The 15,170-nt window shown below is 64.3% G+C and carries 13 protein-coding genes; 1 reads left to right on the top strand and 12 read right to left on the bottom strand.

Annotated elements, in window-relative coordinates; all coding sequences use genetic code 11:
* Window positions 1–9: 9 nt before the first annotated feature.
* The 3 genes from NYE40_RS24135 to NYE40_RS24145 form a co-directional block, all read right to left on the bottom strand.
* Entirely contained in the window at window positions 10–813 is an 804-nt protein-coding gene (locus NYE40_RS24135; RefSeq protein WP_339279131.1) for an alpha/beta hydrolase, read from the bottom strand.
* A 261-nt stretch (window positions 814–1,074) separates the two neighbouring features.
* Window positions 1,075–1,242: a CxxH/CxxC protein gene (locus tag NYE40_RS24140; RefSeq protein WP_084136798.1), complete on the bottom strand. Its 168-nt coding sequence runs from the start codon at window positions 1,240–1,242 to the stop codon at window positions 1,075–1,077.
* A 98-nt stretch (window positions 1,243–1,340) separates the two neighbouring features.
* Window positions 1,341–2,663, bottom strand: coding sequence for a trypsin-like peptidase domain-containing protein (locus NYE40_RS24145; protein ID WP_028598035.1), 1,323 nt, complete (start codon window positions 2,661–2,663; stop codon window positions 1,341–1,343).
* A 265-nt stretch (window positions 2,664–2,928) separates the two neighbouring features.
* Here NYE40_RS24145 and NYE40_RS24150 point away from each other — a divergent pair, with 265 nt between their 5' ends.
* On the top strand, window positions 2,929–3,180 hold the full coding sequence (locus NYE40_RS24150; protein WP_339279132.1) for a hypothetical protein: 252 nt from the start codon (window positions 2,929–2,931) through the stop codon (window positions 3,178–3,180).
* Here NYE40_RS24150 and NYE40_RS24155 read toward each other — a convergent pair.
* The 9 genes from NYE40_RS24155 to dnaB all read right to left on the bottom strand — a co-directional run bounded on the left by NYE40_RS24155 (window position 3,143) and on the right by dnaB (window position 15,165).
* Window positions 3,143–3,955 carry an MBL fold metallo-hydrolase gene (locus tag NYE40_RS24155; RefSeq protein ID WP_339279133.1) on the bottom strand — a complete coding sequence of 271 codons (813 nt, stop codon included), beginning with the start codon at window positions 3,953–3,955 and terminating at the stop codon, window positions 3,143–3,145. The genes NYE40_RS24150 and NYE40_RS24155 overlap by 38 nt on opposite strands.
* 226 nt (window positions 3,956–4,181) lie before the next feature.
* Window positions 4,182–5,042: a two-component system regulatory protein YycI gene (yycI, locus tag NYE40_RS24160; RefSeq protein ID WP_339279134.1), complete on the bottom strand. Its 861-nt coding sequence runs from the start codon at window positions 5,040–5,042 to the stop codon at window positions 4,182–4,184.
* Window positions 5,029–6,561 (bottom strand): two-component system activity regulator YycH, encoded by a 1,533-nt coding sequence (yycH, locus tag NYE40_RS24165; RefSeq protein ID WP_339279135.1) that lies wholly within the window; start codon window positions 6,559–6,561, stop codon window positions 5,029–5,031. The genes yycI and yycH overlap by 14 nt, the downstream gene beginning before the upstream one ends.
* On the bottom strand, window positions 6,558–8,390 hold the full coding sequence (gene walK / locus NYE40_RS24170) for a cell wall metabolism sensor histidine kinase WalK (RefSeq protein ID WP_028598031.1): 1,833 nt from the start codon (window positions 8,388–8,390) through the stop codon (window positions 6,558–6,560). The genes yycH and walK overlap by 4 nt, the downstream gene beginning before the upstream one ends.
* Complete coding sequence (gene yycF / locus NYE40_RS24175; protein WP_028598030.1) at window positions 8,387–9,139, bottom strand: response regulator YycF; 753 nt, start codon at window positions 9,137–9,139, stop codon at window positions 8,387–8,389. Before yycF ends, walK begins: the two co-directional genes overlap by 4 nt.
* Before the next feature lie 185 nt (window positions 9,140–9,324).
* On the bottom strand, window positions 9,325–10,791 hold the full coding sequence (locus tag NYE40_RS24180) for a M23 family metallopeptidase (protein WP_052333046.1): 1,467 nt from the start codon (window positions 10,789–10,791) through the stop codon (window positions 9,325–9,327).
* A 440-nt stretch (window positions 10,792–11,231) separates the two neighbouring features.
* A complete protein-coding gene (locus NYE40_RS24185; RefSeq protein ID WP_028598029.1) occupies window positions 11,232–11,924 on the bottom strand; it encodes a hypothetical protein in 693 nt (230 codons plus the stop codon).
* Between the two features lie 135 nt (window positions 11,925–12,059).
* Entirely contained in the window at window positions 12,060–13,346 is a 1,287-nt protein-coding gene (locus NYE40_RS24190) for an adenylosuccinate synthase (protein ID WP_028598028.1), read from the bottom strand.
* Window positions 13,347–13,809: 463 nt separating this feature from the next.
* The gene (gene dnaB, locus NYE40_RS24195) at window positions 13,810–15,165 is read right to left on the bottom strand and encodes a replicative DNA helicase (RefSeq protein ID WP_194843487.1); all 1,356 of its coding nucleotides are present in this window, start codon (window positions 15,163–15,165) and stop codon (window positions 13,810–13,812) included.
* Between the last annotated feature and the right edge of the window lie 5 nt (window positions 15,166–15,170).

Here is a 15,170-nt window from a genome sequence, read left to right on the forward strand (position 1 = left end):
CGAGGCCATTTAGCCGAAAAAGGCTTTCAGCTCAGCCGCGATCCGTTTCGGCTGGAGCTTTTTCGTATGCCCGAGCCCTTTGGCGCTGCATAGCGCCGCCGAGGGAAGCGCGGCCGCGATCGCTTCCGCTCCACGGCGAAGACCAGCCGGGCTTTCCGTGCCGGCGAGCACGAGCGTCTCCGGCGTCACGGCGCTCCAGTCGGCCGCTCGGAGCGGCTTGCCGTCCATATAGCCGGACATCAGCTCCGCGTCGTAGGGCAGCGTGTGCGCGACCGCGAGCAGCTTTTTCCATACGCCGGGCATCATCCGCATCATCTTCACGACGAACGCCGGAGCGCCCAGTCCCTCGGTCATGAAGTAGCGCACCGCCTCCGCCCGCTCGCCAGCGGCGGCGATCCTCCGCGTCTGCTCCTCGAAGTCGGCCGGCGGCCGCCGGTCCTGCTCCCCGACGATGAAGGGCGGCTCGTGGAGCGCAAGCTTGGCGATGCCAGCCCCGCCTCCGGCCGCCCGCAGGGCGATCATCGCTCCCGAGGACAGCGCCCATACGCGGGCCGGCTCCCCGGCCGCCGCCAGCACGGCCTCCAGATCCTCGACCTCGCGCTGCGGGGCGTAGACGGCCGCATCCCCGCTGTCTCCTCTTCCCCGGCGGTCATAGTAGTAGACGGTATAGCGGTCGGACAGCAGGCGGGCCAGCTCGACCTGGTCCGGGAAGCTCCGGTAGCTGAACGCTCCCGTCACGAGCACGACAGCCGGCCCCTTTCCTGTCTTTTCATACGCGATGCGGGTTCCGTCCTTCGAAATGGCGATGTTCATGATCATTCTCCTTCATGCGGAATGGTTGCCTCTATCTACACAACGAACAGGAAGCGGACGAATCGACAGCCACGCCGGATTTTTTTCATCCCCATGTGGATAAGCTCTCCGCAAGGGGGCGATTGCGCTTTTCCACAGCTCTCCGTGGATACGCCGCCAGCTGTCCACAGGCCGGCCTTCGGGCGTGCGCATGCATGCGGAAAAGCAAAAAAAGCCTTTCCCTTTCGGGAAAGACTTTTGCGCTCGAAACGTTTGCTCGGCTCATACGATGAGGAATTCCGCCTTCTCCTCGCACAAGTCACATTTTACCGGCGGGTCCCAATTCGCGAAGTGCGTCTCGTTCAGATCCACCATGTCCGGCGCATCCTCGTACTCATCCACGAACTTGTCCAATGCCAGCTCAATATGTCCCTTGCACACGCAATACATTCGATGACCTACCCCTATTCTCATTCCTGAAATGATGTCGATTACCGCCATTATACCACAAAAGCGGGGCCGGCATCCCGCCGGCGACCCGCTTTCTCCTACTCTTCCTCTTCGCTCTTGTCCTGTAGCTTGAACGTCACCGCATCCGGCTTGCCGTCGCGATAGAACGTCACCTTGATCTTGTCGCCGATGCGCTTTTTGCCGTACAGGTACTTGCGCAGCTCCATCGTGCTGCCGATCGGCTGATCGTCGAGCTTGGTGATGACGTCGTTGAACTGCAGGCCGGCCTCGCTGGCCGGTCCGACCGACTCCAGCACGATGACGCCCGAGGTGACCTCCGGCGGCAGCTTCGGACCGCCGGGCGAGGTCGGCGTCTGCGCCGCGGCATCGCCGTCCTCCGCGTCCGGCACGCCGCCGCCGAGCCCCTGCTGGGCGTAATAGGACGCCAGGTCGAGCGTGTACACGCCGAGATAAGGGCGAGGAACCGCGCCGGTCTTCATCAGCTGATCGACGATCGGCATGACGTTGTTGACCGGAATGGCGAAGCCGACCCCTTCGACGCCGATGTCGGAGATCTTCATGCTGTTGATGCCGATTACCCGGCCCTGCATGTCGATCAGCGGCCCGCCGCTGTTGCCCTGGTTGATCGAGGCGTCGGTCTGGATGACCTCCTGCTCCCAGTCGTAGTTGCCGTCCTGGCTGAGCGACACCGGGATGATCTGCTTCGTCTTGCTGACGATGCCCATCGACAGCGAGTCGCCGAGGCCGAGCGGATTGCCGATCGCCATGACCATCTCGCCGGACTGCAGCTTGGCGGAGTCGCCCATTTCGGCGATCGTCTCGATGCCTTCGCCGTCGATTTCCAGCACGGCCAGATCGGTGATGTAGTCGCCCCCGACCAGCTTGGCCGGACGCGTCTCGCCGTCGATCAGGACGACCTTGAGCCCGGCCGCGCCGTCAATGACATGGTTGTTGGTGATCAGATACGCCTTGCCGTCCTTCTTGGCGAAGATGACTCCGCTCCCGACGCTCGCCGGGTGCAGCTCGGCGTCCTGCGGCGCGTCCTCGCCGTCCTGCGGCTGCGGCTGGAACGCCGCCTGCTCGTTGACGACGCTCACGACCGCCGGACGCACCTTGGACGAGGCGGCGACGGTCTGCTGGATCGCATCACCGGGGGCGACGAGTCCGCTCGCCGCCGGCGTCCCCGCCGTCTCGACCGCGGCCTCCGGGCTGCCGCCGCCAAGGGCGAGCGCCAGCGCAAGCACGATCGCGGCTCCCGAGGCCCCGGACAAGAGGGCGAGCCGGCCGGCTCCCCAGTCCTTGCGGCTGCGCAAGGGGAATCCGGACATCTGCTTGCGGCTGGTCTTGCTGGCGCGCCGGGAGATCTTTGTCGAATAGAACTCATCCTCGAACAAACCCATGATACCCGCTCCTCCCGTGGTTTGCGCACGCGTTCGATTGCTCTATTTTCTAAGCATACGTGGCTGCTTCTGGTTCGACTACAGGATGTTTTTTCTCTTCTTGGAATGATTTCGGAAGATGCGTCTAGAATAATGATAGGGCGAGCCTAAGCTCCCCTTCCAGACGGAGGCGAAAGCTCAAATGTTGCAGCGTGACGCCGATAAAACCACTATGCAGCGCTGCCTGCCCGCTCATCCAGCCGATACCGGGAAAGGAAGAAAGCCGATGGATATAAAGCTCATTACCACTCCCGACGCCGCTCCAAGCGCCTGGAACCAGGTCGCGGTCATGGGCAAGCTCGGAGATCTGAGCGATACGCAGTACCGGACGCTGCTGGCGCTCAGCGCCATGCTGGAGCTGCTCGTCGACAAGGGCATCCTCACCCGCGAGGAGCTTGAGCAGAAGTCCGCTCAGCTCGAGGCCTGCGACAGCGAGCCGCTCAGAGCGCTTTCCGCTTTATTAGATCCCATGGAGTAGGCTCGTACGGATGCGTGTCCCGCAGCGGATGCTCGTCCTTGCGGAAAAAGTGCCCGCGGTCCTCCAGCACGCCGTTCACCGTCAGCCTCGCCAGATCCATCAGATTGTGGTTGAGGCTCAGATGCGCGAGGTAGACCCGCCTCGTGCGGTCGGTCATCAGCTCGCACAGCGCCTCGCCGGCCGCCTCGTTGGACAGATGGCCGATGTCGCTGAGGATGCGGCGCTTGATGTTCCAAGGGTAGCGGCCCATGCGCAGCATCTCGGGGTCGTGGTTGGACTCCAGCACGAGCACGTCGGAGTCGATGATGCTGCGCCGCACCAGATCGCTGACATACCCGAGGTCCGTCGCGAGGCTCAGCTTGTAGCCGTCGTCCGTGAACGTATAGCCGACCGGCTCCGCCGCGTCATGCGAGATCGGGTACGAGCGGACCGCCATGCTGCCGAACCGAATCTCCTCGCCCGTGCCCATCACGATCCGCCGCTCGGGCGGCACGTGGGAGGCATGGCGTTCCAGGGCTCCCCATGTCGCCTCGTTGGCGTACACGGGCAGCTCGTATTTGCGCGCGAGGGCGTTGAGGCCCTTGATATGATCGGAATGCTCATGCGTGATGAGCACGGCGTCGATGTCATGGCCGGCGATGCCCCGGCTGCCCATCAGCTCTTCGAGCTTCTTGAGGCTGTGCCCGGCATCGACGAGCACCGTCTTGTCCCCGCTCTGCACGACCGTCGCATTGCCGGTCGAGCCGCTGGCCAGCACGGTAAATCGGAATTCCATTCTCCTTGCCTTCCCTTCCATGGCCCGCAAGGCCATCCAAGCCCTTAAAGTCCCATTGTACCATTGTCCGTCCGGCGTCTCTACAGTGTGCTGGAAATTTCGCTAGAAAAAAGGAGCCGTCCCGACCGGTCCGTCTCGCGGACCAGGGGACGGCCATTTTGTTTTGAGGATAGCAGCCAAAACCGCCTTTGGAATCGGAAAGAGGCTCCGCCTGCCGGCGGTTCCGCTAGCCCCCCGATGCCGGCGACGGCTCCGGCTTGTCGATCAGCACTTCCCCGCTGGACGCCTGCAGATAGATCGAGCTGCCGTCCTCCATCAGGATGCGCCAGGACGGCGTCGACACCTGCGTCTCCGAATCGAACCGTTGGCCTTCCTTGTAGCCGAGCCGGATCTCCTTGATCGCGGCTCCGTCCGGCATGTACTTCTCGACGACCTCCGGGCGGATCGCCCGCGAAGCCGGCAGCACCGGCTGCGGCCGCTGGCCCTCGTCCGCCGGCAGCAGCTCGATCCGGTCCTGGCGGTAGCCGGTGATGCGCTGGTCGCTGTAGTACAGCTCCAGCCGCACGTTGAACATCGGCCGGCCAGCCTCCATCCGGTACAGCACGAACTTGCGGTCGTCGAGGCCCAGCGTGTCCAGCTCATACCGGTCCAGCTCCGGGATGACTCCTCCCAGCGCCTTGAGCAGCTCCTCCCGCCGGAAGACGACGCGGCTGTCCACCGGCGTCTCGAGCGGCGTGATGCCTTCCGGCTCCGCGACGCCGCCGTCCGGCTGCTCCGCGCCTGCGCCGCTTTCCGCAGCGCCAGCCTTCGACCCTGCGCCAGCCGATTCGGCGTCAGACGCCGGCGCTCCCGCCCGTCCGACGTACCGGTACGTCAGGTCATGCAGCTCCGGCGTCTCCTTCGGGATGACGCCGGAGAACGCGACGCGCTTCGCCTTCAGCGCCGCCAGCGTCTCCGGCGACAGCTCGGCCGAGTTGCTTCTCGGCTGCACGCGCTCCCGCACATCGCCCCACAGCTGATAGCCGAGCAGCAGGTTGAGCAGCAGAAACGCCAGGATCAATACGCTCTTCGCTCTACCCCAATCCACGGGCCGCTCCTCCTTCCTCTTCGCGCGCCGCTCCGTCGCCTTGCGGCGGCGATGGAGTCGGCGCCGCGCCGGCTTCGCCGCCGTTCGTGGCTTCGCCGAGCGCCGACAGATTCTCACGCGGCAAGGCGGAGCCGTCGAAGCCTTCCTCAAGCGGCCCGGCCAGCGCCTCCTCCGTGCCGTCCGTCAGACGCACCGCCCACACCGGCAGGAAGCGCAGCTGGCCGTCCTCGGCCTGCTCCGCCTTGACCGCCGGATAGAGCGCCTCGATTTCGGAGCGCCTCGAATAGGCCGCGAGCGACTGGTCGAGACGCTGCCCGCCCGGCAGCCAGCGGGCCGACTTTTGCGCGGGCGACGGGTTGAGCGTGATGAGCGAGCGCTCATAGGTCGTTACGGAGCCTTGCTGCACCGTAAGCCGGATGAAGCCGAACCGGAAGTCCGCCGAAGGGACGACCGGCAGGACGCGATTTTCGCCGAAGCGGAAATACTGCCGGAACAGCAGCGCATGCTGCTCCTCCGCCGTTCCCTGGCCCGGCCGGGGCGTCTGCCCCGCCGATCCGCCCGCCGCCGCGTCCGCGCCGCCCAGCGAGACGAGCTGATGCAAGCCGTCCCAGCCGCCATGCTGGTTCACGAACTGCATGGCGCTGCTCATGCTGCCGGCCGGGTTGCTGCGCGCTTGCCCGCTGCCGCTCAGCGGCGCGGCCGGATCGGTGTAGCTGATCCATTGGCCGTTCTGCTCGACCTGGAGCGCCCTTTTGCCGTCCGTGTACACCTGGGAGCCGTCCCGGTCCTTGATCATGCGTGTCGTGCCGGGATCGATGAACAGGTTGCGCTGCAGCAGATCGGCCGAGTACGACTGATAGCCGATCCGCGCTTGCGCCGCCTCCACCGGCTGCCGGGGCACGTACAGCCCGTAGGCGTCCGGCTCGTACGGCGTCCAGTATTCGCCGAGGCCGACGTCGTCCTCGACGTCCCGCACGGTCAAGTCGGCCTGAGTCGCCTCGTAGACGACGCCGCCGCCCGCGCTGAAGAAGAAGGTCCGCACCTCCTCCGTGCTGCTGCTGCGGAAGATCCAGATGCGGTCGACCGTATCGCCGAGGAAGCTCTCGTCGCTGCTGTCGAGTTGCAGCATCCGCGACAGCAGCGTCACCGGCAAGCCGCTGCCGAGCCGCAGCTCGAGGCCGAGGTTGTTGTCGCGGATCTCGCTCCAGCGCACGACCGTATCGGCCATCCGCTGGAAGCCGCGGAACTCCCGTCCCTTGAGCTTGCTCATGATGAGGTTGTAGAACGGCAGGTCGCCGGGATTGAGCACCGTGTGGCTGCCGTTGCCGAAGTGCAGGACGAGCTGCTCGGGGAACAGCGTCTCCTCCGTCTTGCTCGCCTGCCCCATCTGCTCGGTGCTGACGTAGTTTTGCGCGGTGCGCACGGCCGCGCCCGGCGTGCTGTAGGCGAGCATGTAGCTCTGCACGAGGCTGAGGGCGACGAGGGCTGCGAGCGCGATCGTCTTGAGCCTTTCCTTCATGTCGGCTGCTCCCCCTTCTGCTGCGGCTGCGGCAGGATGAACGTCACCGTCGTGCCTACATCCAGCTCGGACTCCAGCGTAATCGCGCCTCCGTGCGCCTTGATCATTTCCCGGGCAATCGAAAGCCCGAGGCCGGTGCCGCCCATCTCTCGCGAGCGGGCCTTGTCGACCCGATAGAAGCGGTCGAAGATGCGGGCAAGGTCGCGCTTCGGAATGCCGATGCCGGAGTCCTTGACGCTGACGGCCAGCGCCCCGCTATCCTGCAGGCCGGCCGACAGCTCGATGCGCCCGCCCTCGAGCGTGTACTTGATCGCGTTGGACATCAGATTGTCCAGCACCTGATCGATCTGATCCCGGTCGAGCACGGCCTTGCCGACGCGCCGGTCGACCTGGACGACGGCGCGGATGCCTTTTTTGCGCATCTGCACCGAGAACCGGTCCGCCACCTCGTCGAGCATCTCGGCGATGTCGGTATCGCGGCGGCGCAGCGTCGACTGCTGGGAGTCGAGCCGCGACAGATGCAGCAGGTCGGTGACGAGCCGGATCATCCGCTCGGTCTCGTTGCGGATGACGCCGACGAAGCGGTCCGCCAGCTGCGGCTCCGCGAGCGCTCCGTCGCCGAGCGCCTCGGCATAGCTGCGGATCGTCGTCAGCGGCGTGCGCAGCTCATGCGAGACGTTGGCCACGAACTCGCGCCGCGACTGGTCCAGCTTCTCCTGCTCGGTGATGTCCTGCAGCAACGCGATCGTGCCGGTGATGCCGCGGTCGCGGCGGTGGATCGGGCTGAGCGTGACGCGCAGCACCCAGCGCTCCTCGCCGTCCGGCGACTCCTTGACGAGCACGGCGGCGAGGCCGCGCGAGGCGCGCAGCGCCTCGAGCCGCTCCTGCGGCAGCTCCAGCACGTCGGTCAGCGGGCTGCCCTCGCACTGGTCGACGCCGAGCAGCTCCAGCGCGCGGCGGTTGGACACCATCACCGTGCCGCGCTCGTCAGCCGCGATGACGCCGTCGCTCATGTTGGAGAGGACCGACTGCAGCTTCTCGTTCTCCTCCTCGTTGACCGACAGCGCCTCCCGCAGCCGCTGCGTCATCTCGTTGAACGCCTCGCTCAGCCGTCCGATCTCGTCGTCCGCGAGCACCGGCACCTGCTGGTCGAAGCGTCCCTCGGCGACCGCCTCCGCCTGACGGGTCAGCCCCTTGATCGGGCTCGTGATCGTATGCGCCAGCACGATGCCGAGCACGCCGGTCAAGCCGAGCGCGATCAGCGTGCCGGAGACGAAGATCTGGTTGACCCGGTCGACCGTGGCGTTGACCTCGGTCATGCCGGCGACGATGTAGACCGCTCCGATGACGCGGTTGTCCGGCGATTGGATCGGCTGGGTGATGATCTTCTTGCGCACGTTGTCCTCGTCGAGGATGTCCTGCTCGTTGTCCGGGATGCCCTGCAGCGCCTGGCTCACCATGAGCGACGTGTTCTTCTTGCCGATGTAGGCGCTGTACGCGTCCGACGTCGCCAGCACGCGCCCGCTCGAGTCGAGCACCTGCAGCTCCGCGCCGGTGCGGCTGAACAGGCTGTTCACGTAGTCGGACAGCGAGATCGCGCCTTCCTCGGCTTCGCCGCCGGCGAGCGAGCCCTCGGACAGCTTGTCCGCGGCGAGCACCGCGAGCGCGCGCGCCTGGTCGTTGAGGCTGTTCGTGAACGTGTCGGTGAGCGAGCTTTTGACCGTGCTGACAAAATAGACCGCGATCAGCTGGATCGAAATCAGGATGAGCAGCATGTAGATCGCGATCAGCTTGACTTGGATCGTGCTGAACCAGCGCCTGCCCTTCATCCGCCGCCCAGTCCTCCCTGCTTCGGATTGCGCATCAGATAGCCGAGGCCGCGCCTCGTCAGGATGTACTCCGGTCGGCTCGGGTCGTCCTCGATCTTCTCCCGCAGCCGGCGGATCGTCACGTCGACCGTGCGCACGTCGCCGAAGTATTCGAAGCCCCATACCGCCTGCAGCAGATGCTCGCGGGTCATTACCTTGCCGCTGTGGCGGGCGAGGTAGTAGACGAGCTCATACTCGCGATGCGTCAGGTCGAGCGGCTGCTCGTCCTTGTAGACGACGTACATGTCCGTATCGATGAACAGGTTGAACAGCTTCAGCCCCTGCTTGTCCGGCTCCGCCTCGGCCGCGCCTTGCGCCGCGCCGGCGGCCAGCGCCTCGCGCGTCTTCTGCGTGCGGCGCAGATGCGCCTTCACGCGCGCCAGCAGCTCCCGCGTGCCGAACGGCTTCGTCACGTAATCGTCGGCGCCAAGCTCCAGGCCGAGCACCTTGTCGATCTCCGTGTCCTTGGCCGTAAGCATGATGATCGGCGTCTGCAGCCGGGTCCGCACCTCGCGGCAGACGTCCATGCCGTCCTTGACCGGCAGCATGAGGTCGAGCAGGATCAGGTCCGGCTCCTCCTCGAAGGCCGCCCTCACCGCTTCTCCGCCGTCGAAGGCGCAGATGACCTCATAGCCTTCCTTCTCCAGGTTGAACTTCAATATGTCCGCTATCGGCCGCTCGTCGTCGACCACGAGAATTTTGCCCTGCATCGTTGCCGTCCGCTCCCTTCCTCGCTGCAGCCCCTGCCCCCTGCCTGCGGAGCGCCGCCTTCTTTCTCCTTAGTTTACCACAGCCGGCAGGCGCTCCGCTTCGGGTCCGGCCCTTCGAGGCCCCGAGCATCAAAAAAGCGCGGCCTCGGAAGGCCGCGCTCGCGATAAGAAAAAAGGAGTGCTGCTTACAGGTATTTCAACGGATTCTGCAGGGCGCCGTTCTTGTAGATCTCAAAATGCAGATGCGTGCCGGTCGAGCGTCCCGTATTGCCCATGACGCCGAGCTTCTCGCCGCGCTCGAGCGTATCGCCGACGCCGACCGAGATGCTTCGCAGATGGCCGTACAGCGTCTTGTAGCCGTTGCGGTGGTTGACGATGACGACGTTGCCGTAGCCGCTCTTCGTGCCGGCGAATTCGACGACGCCCTCGTCGGCCGCCTTGATCGTGCTCGAGCCGACCAGGTCGATGCCCTTGTGCAGCCGGCCCCAGCGGGTGCCGTACGTGCTCGTGATGCGGGCGCCGGAGACCGGGTAGCTGAACGTGCCGCTGCCCTCGCCGACGACCTTCGTGCCGCGCACGATGATCTTCGGCACCGACTTCGCGAGGACGTCGATGCTGACGAGCTCCTCGCTCATCTTGTAGCCGTTCTGCTTGACGACGGCGTAGGTGAGCCGCTTCGAGCCCGCCTGGCCTTCCTGGATCACCTTGGACTCGCCCTTCTTGAGCGTCGCCTTGTTCTGGATGATGACCTGCGGCTCGGTCGTGATGATCTCCGACTGGCTCTCCGTCGTGACGACGTTGATCGCCGGCTTCTGCACGGTCAGGTCGATGACGTCGCCCGCCTTGATGAGGTCGTCCTGGATCGACGGGTTGTTCTTATAGATGACCTCGGGCGAAATGTCGAATTTCGCGGCGATGCAGCCGACGCAGTCGCCGGGCTGCACCGTGTACTTGGTCGCGGTCTCCGTGCCGCCGCTCAGCAGGCGCAGCAGCTGGTCCTGGCCGAGCACCTCGGACGGATCGAGCTCGGTCGGCTCGACCTTGACCTCCTCGGCGAACTTGACGCCGCTGATGCGGTTCACCGGAGCGGCCGCCGCCTTGGTCGCGGTGGACAGCGTCGTCACCTGCGGCTGCGCGCTCTTCATGCGGGACGGCGGAGCATACTTGTCCTGCAGCTGCTTGAGCACCGCCTTGGCGGTCGCCTCGTTTTTCACGACGCCGATGACCTTGCCGCCGACGATCACCTCCGTGCCGACCGCGGTCGACGTGAAGGAGGAGGCCAGCTTGTCCAGCGCCGCCTGCGTCTGCGGCTCGCCCTTGTACTCCCGCACCTCCTCGTAGGAAATGACGCCGGTATGAAGCTTCATCTCCAGATTCGGGTACGACTGCTTGAGCTTGGCCGTCTCGCTCTCGACGAGCTCGTCGACCTGAGCCGGATCCTCGACGGTGCCGACGGCTTGTCCGTCGAGCAGCACCTTATAGTAACTGTACGTGTGGGCGTTGATATATTGCTTCGTTCCGATCGTCGCTGCGACAGCGAGGACTGCGATCGCGACCGCGGTGATCAGGAGGATTCGGATCCAGCGCCTTTGCGAGGGCGGGTCCGGAAAAGATGGATTCGAGGGGTGCTCGTTCGGCTTAAAAGCAATCATCTTCAAGGTGTGCTCCTTCTGTCGTATGCTCGCTTGCTTCGGCTTCGTTCCCCGTGCTTTTCGCCTCCGGCAGCCGCCGTCGGCAAAAAACGACGAATCCTCCCCTGAGGAAGAATTCGTTTCTTACTTTACCATAGCCCGTTTTGCCCGTTCAACCGCTTCTCGGCCACAGCGGATTAAACTTTTTTCAGAATTGATCGACAGGATGCGACAGGCGCTGATTTCTAGACGATCGAGCCGGGAGGCAGGCTTTGCGGCAATCGGTTATGGAACCCTTGCCTGCGAATCCGCTTCCATAATTGGGGGATGCTTTGCATGAGCTTGGCGCAGCCTGGGGTCGGGCTTCAGCAGGGGAAGCGGTCAAGCCGAAAACGCCTCCGAAACGGAGGCGTTCGACTTTAGCAATACTGAGTATTCTAAAGGATTACTTATCCTTTCGCCTACATGTTCTGCGGCTGCATTTTCCAGGAAGGAAGGGCATCCGGCTCGCTCCGACTGCCTGGGGATGGCGCCGGACTCGTCCCGGATACCGCCGGATCGGTCTCTTCCGCTCCCGGACTGGGAACGGGAGAGGACGACGGCTGCGGGCCCCCCGAAGAGGGTCCCGTCGCTCCCGGCTCCGCTTGCCCGGACGGCCAGCCGTCGTCCAGGCCGCCGGCGCCGGAAAGCCCGTCGGCTCCGCCGGTGCCGGAGGAGCCGCCTCCGCTTTCTGGCCAGCCGGACGAAGACGGCCCGCTGACGTCCGGAGCTTCCGACCCTTCCGGCTGCCAGGCCGGATCCTGCGCTCCCCCGTCGGTCGCCGACGGATCGGCCGGAATTCCGCCAGCCGCCGGATCTCCATCGCCGCTGCCGCCTTGAGGCGCAGGTGTCGCCTCGCCGGCTGGAGACGGCGACGGCTCCGGTGGGCCTGTCGGCGCAAAGGCCGGCTCGGCCGCCGAATCGGCTCCCCACAACGCCCCCCATACCCCGCTCATCGACATCGGCTGCATCTGCAGCGGGATGTGGAACTGCTTCAGCAGCACCTCCACGTAGCTGGTCACGATATACCCGGTCGTCCAGATCGACAGCACGCTTACGAGCAGCGCGCCCGCCGCCAGCTTTCCGAGCCAGGCGGCCGTCTTTTTCATGTTCATGGAATGAGTCCTCCTCCCTCGCTCTGCTGCTCTCTATCAGTATGGGCAAGGGCGCTGCGACGCATTCTCTCTATTTTTCCGGAACAAAAAGAGCCGCCGCTTCCGGTAGGGAAGCAGCGGCTCGGCCGAAGCGGCCTATTCGTAGATCGGACGGACCGGATTCGTCTGCTCGCGGTTGCGGCCGACGGAGAAGATCGCGATCGGGATGCCCGTCAGCTCGGAGACGCGCTCGACGTAGCGGCGCGTATTGGCCGGCAGGTCGTCCAGCGTCTTGGCGCCGGAGATGTCCTCGTTCCAGCCTGGGAGCTCCTCGTAGACGGCCTCGCATTCGGAAAGCAGCTTGAGGCTGGCCGGGTAGTGCTCGATGATCTCGCCGCGCAGCTTGTAGCCGGTGCAGATCTTGACCGTCTCGAGGCCGGTCATGACGTCGAGCGAGTTGAGCGACAGCCCGGTGATGCCGCTGACGCGGCGGGCGTGGCGGACGACGACCGTGTCGAACCAGCCGACGCGGCGCGGACGGCCCGTTACGGTGCCGTATTCATGGCCGGTCTCGCGGATCTGGTCGCCGATGGCGTCATGCAGCTCGGTCGGGAACGGGCCGTCGCCGACGCGGGTCGTATAGGCTTTGGCGACGCCGATGACCTGCTGGATTTTGGACGGGCCGACGCCCGAGCCGATGCACACGCCGCCAGCCGTCGGATTGGACGACGTGACGTACGGATAAGTGCCTTGGTCGATGTCGAGCATGACGCCCTGCGCGCCCTCGAACAACACGCGCTTGCCGGTGTCGATCGCGTCGTTCAGGACGACCGAGGTGTCCGTCACGTACGGACGCAGGCGCTCCGCATACTTGAGGTAGTCCGCCAGGATGGCGTCGGCGTCCAGCGTCTCGCCGCTGTACACTTGCTGGATGACATGGTTCTTCTCGGCGACGAGGCGGCGCAGCTTGCTCTCGAACTCCTCCGCGTCCATCAGATCGGCGATGCGGATGCCGTTGCGGGCAGCTTTGTCCATGTAACAAGGGCCGATGCCCTTCCGCGTCGTGCCGATCTTGTTGTCGCCCTTGCTGTCCTCTTCGAGCCCGTCGAGCACGAGATGGTACGGCATGATGACATGCGCGCGGTCGCTGATTTTCAGGTTCTCGGTGGAGAAGCCGTTTTCGTGGATATAGTCGATCTCGTCGAGCAGGGCAGCCGGATTGATGACCATCCCGTTGCCGATGACGCAGGTTTTATTATGATTGAAAATGCCGGATGGAATCATCGTCAGCTTGTATTTCTTGTTGTCGATGAGAATGGTGTGACCGGCGTTGTTGCCGCCTTGATAACGGGCGACCACTTCCGCGCCGTCGGCCAGATAGTCGGTAATCTTGCCTTTTCCTTCGTCTCCCCACTGCGTGCCGACAACAACAACCGTAGACATGATCATACCTCCGCTTTGCTTGCTTGGAATTTGCTGCTTTTAGCGTTCTCATCCGCCCGGAATGCCATACGGCGCTGTGACACGTTACCACGCGCAAGTACGGAGGCGGTCCGAAAGCAGCAATCCCAGTGTATCAGCCCTGCCATGGCATGTCAACTAGAAAGGCGAACAATCCTTATTAGGGAAGAATCATTGTTCGGAAAATAGACGTTTTTCGGTCCGCATGCGGCCCCGGCAGCGAGAGAAGCGAAAAAACCGGCCGGGTCCAGAAGGACCGGCCGGTTGGATCGAGTGCCTATGATGCCGGCTCATGAGTACGACTGATCGTACTCATTTATGATGCTGGCTCGTGAGTACGACTGATCGAACTCACGAGTTTATGATGCGGGCTCATGAGTTCGACTGATCGTACTCACGAGCCTATGATGCGGGCTCGTGAGTACGACTGATCGAACTCTCGAGCCTAAGATGCGGGCTCGTGAGTTCGATCCAAGCTAACAAATTTATTGAAATTCTTGAGGAAAGCGAGCTCCACCGTGCCTACGGGACCGTTACGCTGCTTGGCGATGATGATCTCGATGATGTTCTTCTTCTCGGTTTCCTTGTCGTAATAGTCGTCCCGGTACAGGAACGCGACGATGTCGGCGTCCTGCTCGATCGAGCCGGATTCGCGAAGGTCGCTCATCATCGGCCGCTTGTCCTGACGCTGCTCGACGCCCCGGCTCAGCTGCGACAGCGCGATGACCGGCACCTCGAGCTCGCGCGCGATCTGCTTGAGCGTACGGGAGATCTCGGAAACCTCCTGCTGGCGGTTCTCCCCGGCCTTGCCGCGGCCCTGGATGAGCTGCAGGTAGTCGATCAGGATCATGCCGAGGTTGCGCTCCTTCTTGAGCCGCCGGCATTTGGCGCGGATGTCGCTGACCGTGATGCCCGGCGTATCGTCGATATAGATCTCCGCCTCGGACAAGGCGCCGATCGCCATCGTCAGCTTTTCCCAGTCGTCGCCCTCGAGGAAGCCCGTCCGCATGCGGCCGGCGTCGACGTTGGACTCCGCGCACACCATACGCTGCACGAGCTGCGCCGCGCTCATCTCGAGCGAGAAGATCGCCACTGTCTCGCGGGCGCGCACGCCGACGTTCTGGGCGATGTTTAGCGCGAACGCCGTCTTGCCGACAGATGGACGCGCGGCCACGATGATGAGGTCACTGCGCTGGAAGCCGCTCGTCATCTTGTCGAGATCGACGAAGCCCGACGGAATTCCCGTCGATCCGCCTTTGTTCGTATAAAGGAACTCGACGCGCTCGAACACTTCCATCAGCACGTCGCGGATGGAGACGAAGCCGCTGCTGGAGCGCCGGTTGGCGATCTCCATGATGCGCTGCTCCGCCTCGCTGAGCATGAGGCCGATGTCGTCCGTCGCCCCATAGCCGTCGGAGACGATCGTCGTCGCCGTGCGGATCAGGCGCCGCAGCATCGACTTCTCCTCGACGATCTGGGCGTAGTGCTCCACGTTGGCCGCCGTCGGCACGACGCTCGCCAGCTTGGCCAGGTAGCTGACGCCGCCGACCTCCTCCAGCTGCGAACGGTCGCTCAGATAGGCGGTGAGCGTCACGAGGTCGATCGGCTGATTGTTCTCGCCAAGCTCGATCATCGCCTCGAAGACGAGCTGATGCGAGCTCAGGTAGAAGTCCTCGGGGCGGACTTTTTCCATCGCCGTGATCAGCGCTTCGGCCTGCAGCAGGACGGCGCCCAGCACGGCCTGCTCGGCTTCGAGATTTTGAGGGGGGACCCGGTCGAACATCAAGCCGTCTTGACTCATCCCGC

Origin of the sequence: Paenibacillus sp. FSL W8-1187 (assembly GCF_037965485.1) — a bacterium.
GTDB classification, from domain to species: Bacteria; Bacillota; Bacilli; order Paenibacillales; family Paenibacillaceae; genus Paenibacillus_O; species Paenibacillus_O pasadenensis.

What these genes read in the sequence shown, in the direction of transcription:
- walK (WP_028598031.1), bottom strand. Translation starts at nt 8,390, where the DNA reads ATGAAGGGCAGGCGCTGGTTCAGCACGATCCAAGTCAAGCTGATCGCG.
- NYE40_RS24140 (WP_084136798.1), bottom strand. Translation starts at nt 1,242, where the DNA reads ATGTATTGCGTGTGCAAGGGACATATTGAGCTGGCATTGGACAAGTTC.
- NYE40_RS24155 (WP_339279133.1), bottom strand. Translation starts at nt 3,955, where the DNA reads ATGGAATTCCGATTTACCGTGCTGGCCAGCGGCTCGACCGGCAATGCG.
- dnaB (WP_194843487.1), bottom strand. Translation starts at nt 15,165, where the DNA reads ATGAGTCAAGACGGCTTGATGTTCGACCGGGTCCCCCCTCAAAATCTC.
- NYE40_RS24180 (WP_052333046.1), bottom strand. Translation starts at nt 10,791, where the DNA reads ATGATTGCTTTTAAGCCGAACGAGCACCCCTCGAATCCATCTTTTCCG.
- yycF (WP_028598030.1), bottom strand. Translation starts at nt 9,139, where the DNA reads ATGCAGGGCAAAATTCTCGTGGTCGACGACGAGCGGCCGATAGCGGAC.
- NYE40_RS24135 (WP_339279131.1), bottom strand. Translation starts at nt 813, where the DNA reads ATGAACATCGCCATTTCGAAGGACGGAACCCGCATCGCGTATGAAAAG.
- NYE40_RS24145 (WP_028598035.1), bottom strand. Translation starts at nt 2,663, where the DNA reads ATGGGTTTGTTCGAGGATGAGTTCTATTCGACAAAGATCTCCCGGCGC.
- NYE40_RS24150 (WP_339279132.1), top strand. Translation starts at nt 2,929, where the DNA reads ATGGATATAAAGCTCATTACCACTCCCGACGCCGCTCCAAGCGCCTGG.
- NYE40_RS24185 (WP_028598029.1), bottom strand. Translation starts at nt 11,924, where the DNA reads ATGAACATGAAAAAGACGGCCGCCTGGCTCGGAAAGCTGGCGGCGGGC.
- yycH (WP_339279135.1), bottom strand. Translation starts at nt 6,561, where the DNA reads ATGAAGGAAAGGCTCAAGACGATCGCGCTCGCAGCCCTCGTCGCCCTC.
- NYE40_RS24190 (WP_028598028.1), bottom strand. Translation starts at nt 13,346, where the DNA reads ATGTCTACGGTTGTTGTTGTCGGCACGCAGTGGGGAGACGAAGGAAAA.